This is a genomic window from Tractidigestivibacter sp. (assembly GCF_057241865.1).
The window spans coordinates 1-14,701 of sequence record NZ_DBHHPX010000023.1 but is presented as its reverse complement, the minus strand read 5'-3'; the positions used below and the strand labels follow the sequence as shown (position 1 = coordinate 14,701).

Here is a 14,701-nt window from a genome sequence, read left to right as displayed (position 1 = left end):
GTGATAATACCGAGACGCAACAGGCAGCCAATCGCCGTCACGCAACCTTCGGTATGCGGACAAATACCCTGGGATAAGGCAGACTCTGCAACAGGCCAGCGCGCAGCAGGCCAAGACCGGCCGCGGCACTCGCCCTCACCCTACCCTACCCCATACGCTGCCTGGTACTCGAAGCTCCCCAGCTCGTAGGTGCCAAACACGCGCATGCGCTTGAGCCGTGTGGGATCGTCGCCTACGTGCACCTGCCCATACTGCGTGGTAAACGCGAGAAGGAAGCCCGATTGCTTCACCGCAGAGGGTGCCGCGTCGGAGACGTCGCCATACGGGTAGGCAAAGGCGTCACTCGTCTTGAGGACATCCGCGGACTTCTCGAGGTCCTCGCCAATCTCTGCGGCGGTGAGGTCGTAGATGCGCCCTCCGTGGCCCTTGCCTGAGGAGCCCGCGCGATGCAGGTCATACGAGTGTGACTGGAAGACGACGTAGGGGCTGGCGTAGTTTGACAGCTTGTCTTGGATGTCGCTGTCACTGCAGATAACGAACGAGGTCGCAGGAATCTTGTGGCTCTCGAGCAGCGGGATTCCATACGTGAGGAAGCCCGCCGAGCCGTCATCGAAGGTGAGCACCACAGACTTGGCGGGCAGAGAGTGGCCGCCATCGATGAAGGCACGCACCTCTGCCCATGACGGGAAGTAGTAGCCATTCTCGTTGAGCCAGGAAAGCTGCTGGTCAAGCCGGGTGGTAGAGATGAGGTTCTGGTCGTCCGCCGCATCCTCCGGCGGGTTGGAGGCGTCATAGACATCGTGGTACATGAAGACCGAGATGCCGTCGCTGTCCCAACCACCGTCGATGTCATCCACCACATGCACGGTGCGCGTGGTCGTGGCAACCATGCCTGCGGAGTCCTCCACGGTATAGGTGACGGTGTAGTCTCCAAGCGTGGTCGTGTCGACCTCGCCCGAGGCGGTGGCCTTGTCCGTAATCATACCGTCGTCGCGATCGTGCGCGTAGCAGCCACCGTCAACGTAGCCCTCGCCGCGCTTGACATAGGTGTCTGCACTGCCGCCCAGAGTCATGACGATGCGACCGTCATTCTCGGTGGCCGTGGGCTCGGCGCCCTGCATGCCGGCCGTACCCTGGTCGCCCTGCGTGGCGGCATCGCCACCGCTGCCAGAGCCACCAATGCCAAGCGTTGGCAACGCAAGTCCAGCCCCCCCGTTGGCCACCACGATGCCCGCGACAAGTGCGGCAACGCAGGCAGCGGCGATAATGACGCCGCGGCGCACGGCACGGGAGCGCTGCTCCTTGCGATGGCGTTCGGCATACGCATGGGCTTGCTCGGCACGGGCATGGGACTGCTCGCGAGTCTCGCCCTCGGGTCGGAGCACGCGCACCTCGCTAGCGCCCTGGCGGCGGTACTGGCCCTGCCGCTGCGCCCGCTGTGCCGACTGCTGGCGAGCAGAGCCACCTGCGTCCTTCTCGCCAGCATTGGCCCCAGAACCCTCCGAGGCATAGTGCGAGACGCGAATGTCGCCCTGTCCCATACGCCCCCTGTAGTTGTTGTCCCTGTTAGCCATGACCATCACCCATCCGGTTGAGGCTGCCCAACACAGCCTTCGCCTTCCAAGAATAGCAAAGGTCGTAGGCTACAATTGGCCCATGCGTGCGCGACACCAGACGCGCGACCATCATACGGCTCCGTCGAGAGGGACACCATGCCCAAGGTAAGCATCATCGTTCCCGCCTACAACGCACAAGAGACGCTGCGCAGGTGCGTCGACAGCATCCTCGGACAAGGAGTACCGCGACTTCGAGCTCATCCTGGCAGACGACGGCAGCACCGACGACTCCCCTGCCATCTGCGACGAGTACGCCGAGAAGGACAGCCGCGTGCTCGTGCTCCACAAGGCAAACTCCGGCGTCTCGGACACCCGCAACAAGGCGCTTGACGCCGCGCGGGGCGACTACGTGCAGTTTCTCGATGCCGATGACTGGATTGCGCCGGAAGCCACGCGCCTTCTCGTCCGCGCCATGGAAGAGAACGACTGCGACATGGTCATTGCAGACTTCTACCGCGTGATTGGCAACAAGGTCTCCCGCAAGGGCGACATTGGCACCGAGGGGACTCTCTCCCGCGAGGAGTTTGGCGACTACATGATCCAGAACCCTTCCGACTTCTACTTTGGCGTGGTATGGAACAAGCTCTATCGACGCGACATCATCGACAAGTACCAGCTGCGCATGGACGTCACGCTCAGCTGGTGCGAGGACTTCATCTTCAACATGGAGTACGAGTTGCACTGCAAGCGCATCTACCCGCTGCAGGTGCCCATCTACTACTACGTGCGAACCAAAGGATCGCTGGCCAGCCAAGGTGCCAACCCCGCCAAGGTTGTCCAGATGAAGCTCAACGTGATCGAGTACTACAACGACTTCTACAAGCAGGTCTTTGACGAGGAAGACTACCGGGCACGCCGTCCCGACATCTACCGCTTCTACATCGAGTCCGCAGGCGACGGCGATATCATGCCCTGGCAGCGTTCGGCCAGGCTGGGCGAGGAGCGCGTGCCCGTTTACGTGAACCCCGAGATGAAGGACGATGCGCTTCTCGGCCTGTACTTTGAAGAGAAGCTTGTCGAGAGAAACCTTGAGCTTGTGGCCTCGCGATTTGATCTTACCCCGCGTGACGTGCGTCTCCTTGCCTTTGTGCGCCTGGGCACGGTCTTTTCGGGTCGAGAGGAGCTGGCCGACTACTGCGGGCTCTCCACGATGCAGCTCGCACGTACCCTACAGCGATTGCTGTCAAGGCACCTGGCCACGGTCGAGACGCGCGTGGAGTCCGGCAACGAGGCGACGGTTGTTGCCGACGAGACTTCCGGGCCCGGTCCCCTTGGCGCCGGCACGGCGAAAGTCAAGGTCCTCGTGGTCACGCCCACCGAGCAGGCACAGCCCGTGATGGAGGCCATCGCGCAGGCGCTGCGCGACTGCGACCGCGTGCGTTGCTCGTCCATGGACGAGAACGAGGCAAACCGCTATCGAAGCGACCGCAGGAAGGCACTCGAGAGCATGAGGCGCACCCTGGCGTAGATGGCCCTTCTCACGTTGGGATTATTGCGCGCTGCTTTATAGTAACAGTGATATCTCTCCAGCTGAGCTCTGGACATCAAATAGCAACGCGCAAAAGGGGCCTTCGGTGCCGAGACGACACCGAAGGCCTCCCTTGACCGCCCGCAAACGGCAAGAAAATCCGCGTCAGCCCACCCCCGCGCCAGCTGCCGCGCCTCTACTCCGCGCTCGCGGGCTTCTCGGGTATGACGTGGTCCACATAGCCACGGATGATCGAGCAGGAGTTGCGCATGGCACGGCGCTCGTCGTAGGAAAGGTCGATCTCGAGCACGGAATCGATGCCGTTGGACCCCACGATGCAGGGCGTGCCAGCAGAGATGCCCGACTCGCCGTACTCGCCCTCGAGGTGCACGGAGAGCGGCAGCAAGCGCTTCTCGTTGTGCAGAACAGCCGTGATGACCTCGGAGACCACCGACGCGATGCCAAACTCGGTGCAACCCTTGCCGCCCACGATCTTGGCGCCGGACTCCTTGACCATGCGTTTGACGTAGTCGAAGTCAATGTCGGAGTTGGAGTGGTGGTTCATCGCGAGGTACTCGTGAAGGGAGATGGAGCCGACGGTGACATGCGAGGTGGGGATGAACGAGGAGTCCCCGTGCTCGCCCATGCAGAAGGCCTGGATCTGCTTGGCATCGACGTCGATGATGCCCGAGAGGATGCGGCGCAGGCGCACCGAGTCAAGCGCGGTGCCCGTGCCGAAGACGTGCTCGCGCGGCAGGCCGAGGTTGCGGTACAGATACTCGGTCACGATATCGGCAGGGTTGGAGACGCTCAGGACGATGCCATTGAAGCCGGAGTCGCGTACCGGGCCCACAATGCCCTCAAGCACCTTCATGGTACCGCCAAGCATGTCAAGGCGAGACTCGCCAGGCCTGCGGCTGCGGCCGGCGGTCAGGACGATGAAGTGGGCGTCTGCACAGTCGGCGTAGTCGCCAACGCGGATGGTGAACGAGTCGCCCATGCCGGAGGCAAGATCCTCAAGGTCCATGACCTGGGCCTCCGCTGCCTCACGGTTGACGTCGAGAAAGACGATCTCGTTCACGAGATGGCGAAACATCAGGCACAGCGCTACGTGGCTGCCAACGCGTCCAGCGCCGATGATAACGACCTTACGCGTCTGGAATGGCTTCTCAATGGGCATGGCTTCCTCCTCGATGGACGAACAACTACTGTGCAACCGCTCACCAAGGGGAATAATACGTCAGACGAAGGCGGGCGGGCGGCCTCACGACCGTCCGCTCGCCGACTGGTTGGGTTACGCGCCAAAGCCCGCGTCGAGAGACGTGCTGTAACACGCCCAGCCCGGTGCCCACCCACGCCCTAATCGCGCGTGAGCTTGCGGTGCAGGCGATGCGGCTTGGACGCCTCGGGACCCAGACGCCGTTCGCGATCGGCCTGATAGGCCTCGAAGTTGCCCTCGAACCAGTGCCAGCTACCAGGGTTCTCGTCCGTACCCTCCCAGGCAAGGATGTGCGTGGCCACGCGGTCGAGGAACCAACGGTCGTGGCTCGTGACCACCGAGCAGCCGGGGAAGCGCCCGAGGGCGTCCTCCAGGCTCTCGCTCGTCTCGGTGTCGAGGTCGTTGGTGGGCTCGTCCAGAAGCAGGAGGTTTCCTCCTTGGCGAAGGGTGAGGGCCAGGTTCAGGCGGTTCCTCTCGCCACCAGAGAGCACGCCGGCAGGTTTTTGCTGGTCGGTGCCCTTGAAGCCGAAGGTCGCCACGTAGGCGCGGCTGGGAATCTCGGTATCGCCCACCGTGATGTAGTCGTTGCCGTCAGAGACAACCTCCCAGACGCTCTTCTTGGCGTCGATGCCGGCGCGCATCTGGTCCACATAGGAGAGCTTCACCGTCTCGCCCAGCTCCAGCGTGCCGGAGGTGGGCTGCTCCTGGCCCACGATCATCTTGAAGAGCGTGGTCTTGCCCACGCCGTTGGGGCCAATCACGCCCACGATGCCGTTGCGCGGCAGGTCAAAGGAGAGGTCGTCGATAAGCACGCGGTCGCCAAAGGACTTGGTGAGGTGCTCGACCGTGAGCACCTTGGCGCCTAGGCGCGGCCCAACGGGAATCTGGATCTCCGAGAAGTCGAGCTTCTTGGTGGCCCTGGCCTCGGCCTCCATCTGCTCGTAGCGTTCCAGGCGCGCGCGGTTCTTGGCCTGGCGCGCCTTGGGGCTCTGGCGCACCCACTCGAGTTCGGAGCGCATCTTCTTGGCGCGCTTGGCGTTCTCGCGGCCCTCCGCCTCCAGGCGGGCGGCCTTCTTCTCGAGGTAGGTCGAGTAGTTGCCCTCGTAGGGGTAGAGCTGCCCGCGGTCGATCTCGCAGATCCATCCGGCAACGTCGTTCAGGAAGTAGCGGTCGTGCGTGACGGCCATGACGGCCCCGGGGTAGTTGTGCAGGAACTGCTCGAGCCACAGCACGCTCTCGGCGTCCAGGTGGTTGGTGGGCTCGTCGAGAAGGAGCAGGTCGGGGGCCTCGAGCAGAAGGCGGCACAGGGCCACGCGACGACGCTCGCCGCCGGAGAGCTGAGTCACCGGGGCATCGGGGTCGGGGCACTGCAGGGCGTCCATGGCCTGCGAGAGCTGGGAATCAAGGTCCCAGCCGTCAGCAGCATCTATCTCGCCCTGGAGGCGGCCCATCTCGACCATGAGGGCGTCGAAGTCCGCATCGGGACTCGACATCTCCTCGCCAATCTGGTTGAAGCGGTTGACCTTGGCGATAACGTCCGAGAAGGCCATCTCGATGTTCTCGCGCACGGTCTTGCCCTCGTCAAGGGGCGGCTCCTGCTGGAGAAGGCCCACGGTATAGCCAGGCGTGAGGCGGGCCTCGCCGTTCGAGATGCCCTCGAGGCCGGCCATCACCTTAAGGAGCGTGGACTTGCCCATGCCGTTGGGGCCAACGACACCGATCTTGGCGCCGGGGAAGACGCCCACAGTGACGTCATCGAGGATGACCTTATCGCCCACGACCTTGCGGGCCTTGTACATCTGGTACACGAACTCTGCCATCGCTTTCTCCTTTCGCTGGGAGCACCCTCCCGCAGCATGCGACAAGAGGAGGCGTGAAGAAATGGTACTGGTTTGGATGGGTAAATCTATCCGTCACGGCTTATATACTAGATGAAGTCTATCAAGCAAAGGGGTCACATGGGCTTTCCCAGAAACCAGCAACCAACTGCCATCTCCCTCTTTTCAGGCGCTGGCGGCATGGACCTTGGGTTCACAAGGGCTGGCTTTCATGTGCTCTTCTCCAACGAGATGGATCCTGATGCCGCAGCCACGTACTGCTCCAATGCGGCCTACCTTGATGCGGACGCAATGCATATCGGTGACATTCATGACTTCCTCCCAGCGATATGCAAATTCAGCGGTACTGACCTTGTCTTTGGCGGACCCCCATGTCAGGGGTTCTCCGTTGCTGGGAAGATGGACCCCTCTGATGCCAGAAGCGAGCTTGTGTTCACTTTTATGAACGTTGTAGAGAGCCTCAAGCCACGCGTGTTTGTCATGGAGAACGTAAGGGCCCTTGCCAAGTTGTCCAAATGGCAGCCTGTTCGCGAGAGGCTTTTCCAGCAAGCCCGAGAACTCGGCTATGGATGCTGCCTTCTCCTGCTTAACGCTGCCGACTACGGCATTCCCCAGGCACGAGAGCGCATGTTCTTCATCGGTGCGGCTGGACTACCGTCTACAATGGTCGAGAAGCTTGTCGAAGACAAACTGTCTGAGTGCAGACGGGTGGCACCCAGCGCAGGAGAAGTTCTCTCCTCCCTGCCGACATACGGCTCTGACGGCAACCCCATTACCTGCACCGCAGCGATTCACCTAGCAAAGCACCCAATCATCAGGAGAAGCCCGTACGCGGGGTCGCTTCTTTTCAACGGCCGAGGCAGACCGATAAATCTCAATTCGGTAGCGAAGACACTGCCGGCGGAGATGGGGGGCAATCACACTCCCATCGTAAATCAGGCGCTCCTCGACAATCCATCTGCCGAGGACTGGCTCGTCTCGTATCACGAGGCTCTCTGCAATGGGACCACAACTCCAGAGACAGCTCATGTACCGAGCGATTTTCGAAGACTTACCGTCCTCGAAGCCGCCGCATTGCAGACGTTCCCCGCTGGCTACCACTTCTGTGGAAGAGTCGCGAAGCAGTACCGCCAAATTGGCAACGCAGTTCCCTGCCAGTTGGCAGAGCTTGTGGCAGGGGCGGTCGCATCTCAGCTACTTCCCCGAACTTGCAATCAGCGTCCTGAGCTCCTCTCTTGTTGATGTGCTGGTGCGCGCCTTTACCTTGGCTTCGGAGAGAATTTGGTTTGTATGCCCCCTTACGTAGTCAAGGTCAACCATACCGATGACCAGCAGCAGCGAGTCAACCAGTGACTCGAAGCCAACGCAGCCCCCAAAGACTCCGACACCTTCCTGTTCCTCGTAATCTGTGGGAGAGAAAGTCCCATATCCTACGGCACCGGCACCGTATCCAAATACGAACAGGAATCGAGGAAAGCCCGCACCCCAGGCATCCTTCGCTGTACCAAGAACTTCTGCAGACGAGAAAGGCTTGTCTTTCAGCTCGAGCGCCGCCAGCTTGCTGTCACCCTGATAAAGCTCAAGGTCCCCCTGGTACAGTCCGCCGCGACGTGAGACGTTGCTTGGGTACAGGTTCACCGAGAAGCCATCCTCTTCCCTATAGAGCAGCGACAGAAGAACAGCCACTGCGACGTTGAGCCCCTCACCATCGCGGCCCCTTTGTGCCACGCCGCATAGGAACCTTCGGAATGCCGCAAGGTTAACATTGCCTCTGGCAGAGATCCCCTCGACGGTGTTTTCAGACTGAGCCTCTTCTAGACGCCGTTTGCACACGTACAGGAAATACCCCAGCGCACTACGAGCTTCATCTGAGGTCGTAATCGAGGAGAGGGCGTCGACCATCGTATTCAGTATCTGCCGGTGCGCAGGCGACACATTATTCGTCTTTGCAAGCTCCGACTTCTGCGCGGGGCTATTGTTGTACGGCTGCTTTACTCCTCCCAAAATCCCGCAAAGGACGTCAGGCTCAAAGCACCCATCTCGCGATATTACATGTTCACAGAGACTCCTTGCATCCCAAGCGCCATCGAGTGTACTGTTCTTGTGCATGGCGAGAATGTTAACCCGCTCATCGGTCGCCTTTCCCAGCAATTGGGTCATGAGAATATATGGCCAAGTCTTGGTGCACGTCTTCACAAGCACATAGTCGATAGCGCCTTTTATTGTGCAGTCGCCATATTTCTGAGGATGAAGGCAAACGTCATCCCAGATATCGTTGAGAAGCAGAGCGGCCTTGTTGTTGAACTCGGCATCTACGGTGATCTCCAGTCGTGACATTCGCACTCCTCTCAACGATGTTTGAGATAATCGCCCTTCGTAAACAGCCATGAATCAAACTCCCCGAGAACCTATTTTGTCTAGCTGTCTCAGGCAGTCTCACAAGGATACTTCTCAATGCCTGCGGCAAGCCCTAGGACGGATGCGGTTCGACGGCAGTCAGCCTCAGCATCGGCACCAATCACCGCACAAGGCGCGGCCCTTCAACGTTTATGCACAATCGGATGCCGTTGCGTGCCCAAAACCAGCGGTTTCACCCATGTGTGCATCTTTTCTGTCATCGGCGGTGGCACAATCAGGTTGGATGGGATACACCAGTACGACCTCGGCCAACCCAGCGGTCGGCATGGTGCACGGAGAACATAGGGGGGATACATGTCTGAGGCAATCCGCAAGATCAACGTCATCGGCCACCTGCATCCAGACACGGACAGCATCTGCGCCGCCATTTCCTACGCACACCTCAAGAACCAGATTGACGAGCCCATCTACGAGGCCAGGCGCGCGGGCGCCCTCAACCGCGAGACGGCCTTCGTGCTCAAGCACTTTGGGTTCGAGGAGCCGCCGCTCATCACGTCGGTGACCCCGCAGATCAAAGACATCGTGGTGCAGAAGCAGCCCGGCATCGATGCCGAGATGAGCCTCTTCGCCGCCTGGAACATGATGCAGGACACCAAGGTTGATACGCTCTGCGTCACCGATGAGGATAAGCACCTCACCGGCCTTATCGCCGTGAAGGACATCGCCAACGCGAACATGGACATCTTCGATGCCGCCATGCTCTCCGAGGCCCAGACCTCCTACAGGAACATCATCGAGACCCTCAACGGAACGCTTCTGCTGGGAGACCCAGACGGCCGCATGACCCAGGGTCACGTGCGCGTGGGCACCACGCCCGAGATGATGGAGGACACCATCAAGGCAGGCGACATCGTGCTGGTCACCAACCGCTACGAGACGCAGCAGTTTGCCGTCGAGTGCGACGCCGGCTGCCTTGTGATCTGCTGCAGCGCCAACGTGTCCAAGCGCGTCATCTCCTCGGCCGAGCACCATGGCTGCACCATCATCACCACGCCGTACGACACCTTCGCCGCCGCACGCCTCATCGGCATGTCCATGCCTGTGCGTGCCAAGATGCTTCGCAAGGGAATCCTGCAGTTCTCGGTCAACACCACGGTGGATGACGCCCGCAAGGTCATGGCAAAGTCGCGTCACCGCTTCTTCCCCGTCATCGACGAGGACGGCTCCTACTATGGTCTGGTGAGTTCGCCCAACCTCATCAACATCAAGCGCAAGCACGTCATTCTCGTTGACCACTCCGAGCGCTCGCAGGCTGTCGACGGCCTTGACCAGGCCGAGATCATGGAGATTCTCGACCACCACCGCATTGGCACCATCGAGACAAACGCGCCCGTCTACTACCGCGCCGAACCCGTGGGCTGCACCTGCACGATCATCTACAGTGCCTACACCGAGGCCGGCGTGGAGATCCCACCCAAGATCGCAGGCCTCATGCTCTCGGCCATCCTCTCCGACACGCTGATGTTCCGCTCCCCCACCTGCACCGTAAGGGATCGTCACGCAGCAGAGGAGCTGGCCAAGATCTGCGGCGAAGACGTCGAGGCGTACGCCGACTCTATGTTTGAGGCAGGCTCAGACCTCACGGGCCGTACCGCCGAGGAGGTCTTTCACCAGGATTTCAAGGTCTTCAGCCGCGGCAATGCCAAGTTTGGCGTTGGCCAGGGCAGCTATATGACCAAGAACAGCCGTATGGCCGCCGAGAACCTCGTGCGCCCGTTCATGGCTGAGGCTGCCAAGGCCGAAGAGCTGCCGATGATCTTCTACATGTTCACCGACGTAAAGTCGCAGAGCACCGACCTCATGATCTTTGGCAACGGCGCGGAGGACGTGGTTGCGCAGGCCTTCGACGTCAAGCCCAAGGACGGCATGGCGCTGCTCAAGGGCGTCGTGAGCCGCAAGAAGCAGATCATCCCGCCCATCATGGCGACGCTCCAGAAGATCGACGAGGACGCGTAGGGGCTTTCTCACGAGAGCTTCATGCACCCTGGACGAGTGCCCGAGTCGAGCAAATCGGCCGCGAATGTGTATCCAAACGTCACGCATTCGCGGCCGAATCTGTTGCGACCTGGGGCGCGTCACACAATCGGCAACGAATGTGTTGCGGGCGTCGCGGCTTCCTGCGCCACAGCCGGCTCTGCCGTAGAATGGTGGGCGTTCCTCCGCGTCGCGTCCGCGGCGCAATCAGCCCACACCCAGCAGGAAAGGTGGCCTCGATGGTCTCGCGCATCTACGTGGAGAAAAGGGACGGATTCGACGGGGAGGCGCGGGCGCTCAGCCATGAGCTTAGGCACATGCTGGGCATCTCGTCGCTCACCGGCCTGCGCATCATCAACCGCTACGACGTCGAGGGCATCTCGGAGGAGCTCTTCGAGCAATGCGTGCCGGTGGTCTTCTCCGAGCCGCAGACGGACCGTGCCACGCGCGAGATGCCCGAAGTTGCCGAGGGCGCGCAGGTCTTTGCGGTGGAGTCTCTGCCGGGCCAGTTTGACATGCGCGACGCGTCGGCCGCCGAGTGCATCCAGCTCGTCTCGCAGGGCGAGCGCCCCACGGTGAGAAGCGCCAAGGTATACGTGCTGGAGGGCACACTCGCCGACGATGGCCTCGAGGCCATCAAACACTACGTGATCAACCCGGTCGAGGCGCGCGAGGCGTCGCTCACCGCACGCGAGACGCTTGCCACCGTCTACCCGGAGCCGGCGGACGTCGAGGTCCTGGACGGTTTTCTCGACCTGGACGAGAAGGGCATCGCAGACTTCGTGAGCGACCGCGGCCTTGCCATGGACGTCGCCGACGCCAAGTTCTGCCAGGGCTACTTTGCCCGCGAGGGGCGCGCGCCCACCATCACCGAGATTCGCATGATCGACACCTACTGGTCCGACCACTGCCGCCACACCACCTTTGGCACCGCCCTCACCGATATCCAGTTTGACAACCCCCAGGTGGCGGCAGCGTTCCGCCGCTACATGGACATTCGCCACCGGCTTGGGCGAGACGACAAGCCCGTCTGCCTCATGGACATGGGCACCATTGGCGCCAAGTGGCTGAAGCACACAGGCCAGCTCACCGGCCTTGACGAGTCTGAGGAGATAAACGCCTGCACCGTGAAGGCAAAGGTCGACGTGAACGGCCGCGAAGAGGACTGGCTCTACCTCTTCAAGAACGAGACGCACAACCACCCCACCGAGATCGAGCCCTTTGGTGGTGCAGCGACCTGCATTGGCGGCGCCATCCGCGACCCGCTCTCCGGGCGCAGCTATGTGTACCAGGCCATGCGCGTGACCGGCGCGGCAGATCCCACCGCACCGGTCTCAAGCACGCTTCCCGGCAAGCTCCCGCAGCGCAAGATCTGCCGCACGGCGGCGGCGGGCTACTCCTCCTATGGCAACCAGATTGGCCTTGCCACCGGACAGGTCTCCGAGCTCTACCACCCCGGCTACATGGCGAAGCGCATGGAGATAGGCGCCGTGGTGGGCGCCACGCCTGCCAACCACGTGCGCCGCGAGTGCCCCGCGCCAGGCGACAAGATCGTGCTCCTCGGCGGTCGTACCGGCCGCGATGGCATCGGTGGCGCCACGGGCAGCTCCAAGGCGCACAACGTAGAGTCCCTCGAGAAGGACGGCGCCGAGGTCCAGAAGGGCAACGCCCCCACCGAGCGCAAGCTGCAGCGCCTCTTCCGCCGTGGTGACGCGTGCCGCCTCATCAAGCGCTGCAACGACTTTGGCGCCGGCGGCGTGTCGGTTGCCATTGGCGAGCTGGCCGACGGCCTGCTCATCGACCTCGACCGCGTGCCCAAGAAGTACGACGGGCTTGATGGCACCGAGCTTGCCATCTCCGAGTCGCAGGAGCGCATGGCCGTGGCGCTTGCGCCCGAAGACGTGGACGAGTTCCTGGGCTATGCGCGCGAGGAGAACCTCGAGGCCACGGTTGTCGCCGAGGTTACCGAGGAGTCCCGTCTGCGCATGTCGTGGCGCGGAAAGGCCATCGTGGACGTGAGCCGCGAGTTCCTCTCGTCGAACGGTGCGCCCAAGTCCACCTCGGTGCGGGTGTGCGAATCCCACGAGTACCGCCACGAATGGGCTGGCGAGACGTTCAAGGACAAGATGGTCTCGCTGGTGAGTGACCTCAACGTGGCATCCAACAAGGGCCTCTCCGAGCGATTCGACTCCACCATCGGAGCCGCCACCGTGCTCATGCCGTTTGGCGGCACCACCCAGCTCACGCCCGCGCTTGGCATGGCAGCCAAGCTTCCCGTCGACGGCGAGACCACCACGTGCTCGGGCATGGCGTGGGGCTACAACCCCTACCTCATGAGCGAGGACGAGTACACCGGTGCCTACCTGGCGGTTGTTGAGTCGGTCTCCAAGCTCGTGGCCATGGGCTTCGAGCACAGGAACTTCTACCTCACGTTCCAGGAGTACTTCGAGAGGCTCCGCGACGACCCCAAGCGCTGGGGCAGGCCCACGGCTGCGCTTCTCGGCGCGCTCATGGCCCAGCTTGACCTGGGCATTGGCTCCATTGGCGGCAAGGACTCGATGTCCGGCTCGTTCGAGGACCTCGACGTGCCGCCCACGCTGGTCTCGTTTGCGACCGGCCTGGGCACGGTGGACCGCGTGACCTCGCCGGAGTTCAAGCACGCAGGCGACCAGGTCATTGTCGTTGTGCCCGGGTACGCCGACGACGGCATCACGCCCATGGGGGCATCCCTTCTCGCCACGTTTGACTACGTCGAGAGGCTCATTGGCTCCGGTGCTGCGTGCGCCGTGAGCACACCGGGCTATGGCTGCATGGCCGAGGCCATGTTCAAGATGTGCGTAGGCAACTTCATCGGCCTGCGCGTACGCCCGGAGTTCACCGAGGAGGCTCTGCTCAATCCCGCGTACGGCAGCTTTGTGATTGAGCTTGTGCAGGGTGCCAACCTGCCGGACGCCCCGGCGGGCGTTACCGTGGCGTCGTTTGGCGAGACGCTTGCGGAGTACGCGCTCTATGCCTGCAGCGAGCGCATGTCCATCCTGAACGACCTGCAGAAGCCCTGGGAAAGCGCGCTTTCTAGCGTCTATCCGTACCTCGGCAAGGCCGAGGGCCCAGCATGTACGCCCCTCTCGTTTGACGCCGAGAAAGCAGGCGTTACGCCTACGCGCCACACGGCCGGCGCAAGCTTCGCCAAGCCGCGCGTGGTAATTCCGGTCTTTCCCGGCACCAACTGCGAGTACGATTCCGCACGCGCGTTCGAGCGCGTGGGCGGCATAGCCAAGACGGTCATTGTGAACAACCTCACGCCGCAGGCGGTCTCCGAGAGCGTGGATGCCATGGTGCGCGCAATCCGCGAGAGCCAGATCGTCTTTCTCCCCGGAGGATTCTCCGGCGGCGACGAGCCGGACGGCTCGGCCAAGTTCATCGTGGCCTTCTTCCGCAACCCCACTGTCACCGAGGCGGTGCGCGACCTGCTCCAGGCGCGTGATGGCCTCATGCTGGGCGTTTGCAACGGCTTCCAGGCCCTCATCAAGCTGGGGCTGGTTCCCTATGGCGACATCGTCGACGCGCGAGAGGACTCCCCCACGCTTACGTTCAACCCCATTGGGCGCCACCAGAGCCGCCTCGTGCGCACACGCGTGGCGTCGACCATCTCGCCGTGGCTCTCCAAGTGCAAGGTTGGTGACGTGCACAACATTGCGATCAGCCACGGAGAGGGACGCTTTGTCTGCGCCGCCAACGAGCTCGAGCGCCTTGGGGGCGCAGGGCAGATTGCCACGCAGTACGTCAACGCCGACCGTCTGCCGTCCATGAACCTGCGCTCCAACCCAAACGGGTCCTTCATGGCCGTCGAGGGCATCACCTCGCCCGACGGACGCGTGCTAGGCAAGATGGGTCACACCGAGCGGAGCGGCGTCGGCCTCTATAAGAACGTGTTCGGCAACGCGTACCAGCCGCTATTCGAGGGAGGAATCAGCTACTTCGCATAAGTGCAGCCGGGGAGGGGTATGCCCTTGTCCCCCGGCATCGAAGAACATCAGACCCACGACCTCTGGGGACAAGGGCAGAGCCCTTCCCGGGGGTCGCTTCCTTGCCTGCTGGTGGTGCACAAAAACGGGCTCTTCGAAACTTCTAGTGGGTAGCACCCCGACGTCCTGTTGAGCCCGCCGGC

7 protein-coding genes and 2 pseudogenes are annotated in these 14,701 nt (G+C 62.2%); 5 read left to right on the top strand and 4 right to left on the bottom strand.

All coding sequences use genetic code 11. From position 1 onward, the window contains the following. Positions 1-140: 140 nt before the first annotated feature. On the bottom strand, positions 141-1,574 hold the full coding sequence (locus ACO59D_RS08380; RefSeq protein ID WP_485126594.1) for an immunoglobulin-like domain-containing protein: 1,434 nt from the start codon (positions 1,572-1,574) through the stop codon (positions 141-143). Between the two features lie 138 nt (positions 1,575-1,712). Between ACO59D_RS08380 and ACO59D_RS08375 the strand changes: the two are divergent. Further along, a pseudogene (locus ACO59D_RS08375) lies at positions 1,713-1,787 on the top strand (glycosyltransferase); the annotation flags it as partial. A 22-nt stretch (positions 1,788-1,809) separates the two neighbouring features. Further along, a pseudogene (locus ACO59D_RS08370) lies at positions 1,810-3,084 on the top strand (glycosyltransferase family 2 protein); the annotation flags it as partial. 196 nt (positions 3,085-3,280) lie between these two features. Here the strand turns inward: ACO59D_RS08370 and ACO59D_RS08365 are convergent. Both ACO59D_RS08365 and ettA read right to left on the bottom strand, forming a co-directional pair. Continuing rightward, entirely contained in the window at positions 3,281-4,264 is a 984-nt protein-coding gene (locus ACO59D_RS08365; protein ID WP_485126593.1) for an L-lactate dehydrogenase, read from the bottom strand. Positions 4,265-4,443: 179 nt separating this feature from the next. After that, entirely contained in the window at positions 4,444-6,123 is a 1,680-nt protein-coding gene (gene ettA / locus ACO59D_RS08360) for an energy-dependent translational throttle protein EttA (protein WP_485126592.1), read from the bottom strand. A 111-nt stretch (positions 6,124-6,234) separates the two neighbouring features. On the opposite strand from ettA, the gene ACO59D_RS08355 reads away from it, so the two are divergent. After that, a complete protein-coding gene (locus ACO59D_RS08355; protein WP_485126591.1) occupies positions 6,235-7,383 on the top strand; it encodes a DNA cytosine methyltransferase in 1,149 nt (382 codons plus the stop codon). Here the strand turns inward: ACO59D_RS08355 and ACO59D_RS08350 are convergent. Beyond that, entirely contained in the window at positions 7,336-8,478 is a 1,143-nt protein-coding gene (locus tag ACO59D_RS08350) for a restriction endonuclease, SacI family (RefSeq protein WP_485126590.1), read from the bottom strand. The genes ACO59D_RS08355 and ACO59D_RS08350 overlap by 48 nt on opposite strands. Positions 8,479-8,853: 375 nt before the next feature. On the opposite strand from ACO59D_RS08350, the gene ACO59D_RS08345 reads away from it, so the two are divergent. Continuing rightward, complete coding sequence (locus ACO59D_RS08345) at positions 8,854-10,515, top strand: putative manganese-dependent inorganic diphosphatase (protein ID WP_485126589.1); 1,662 nt, start codon at positions 8,854-8,856, stop codon at positions 10,513-10,515. A gap of 257 nt (positions 10,516-10,772) precedes the next feature. Further along, positions 10,773-14,519 carry a phosphoribosylformylglycinamidine synthase gene (locus ACO59D_RS08340; RefSeq protein WP_485126588.1) on the top strand — a complete coding sequence of 1,249 codons (3,747 nt, stop codon included), beginning with the start codon at positions 10,773-10,775 and terminating at the stop codon, positions 14,517-14,519. Positions 14,520-14,701: the final 182 nt, after the last annotated feature.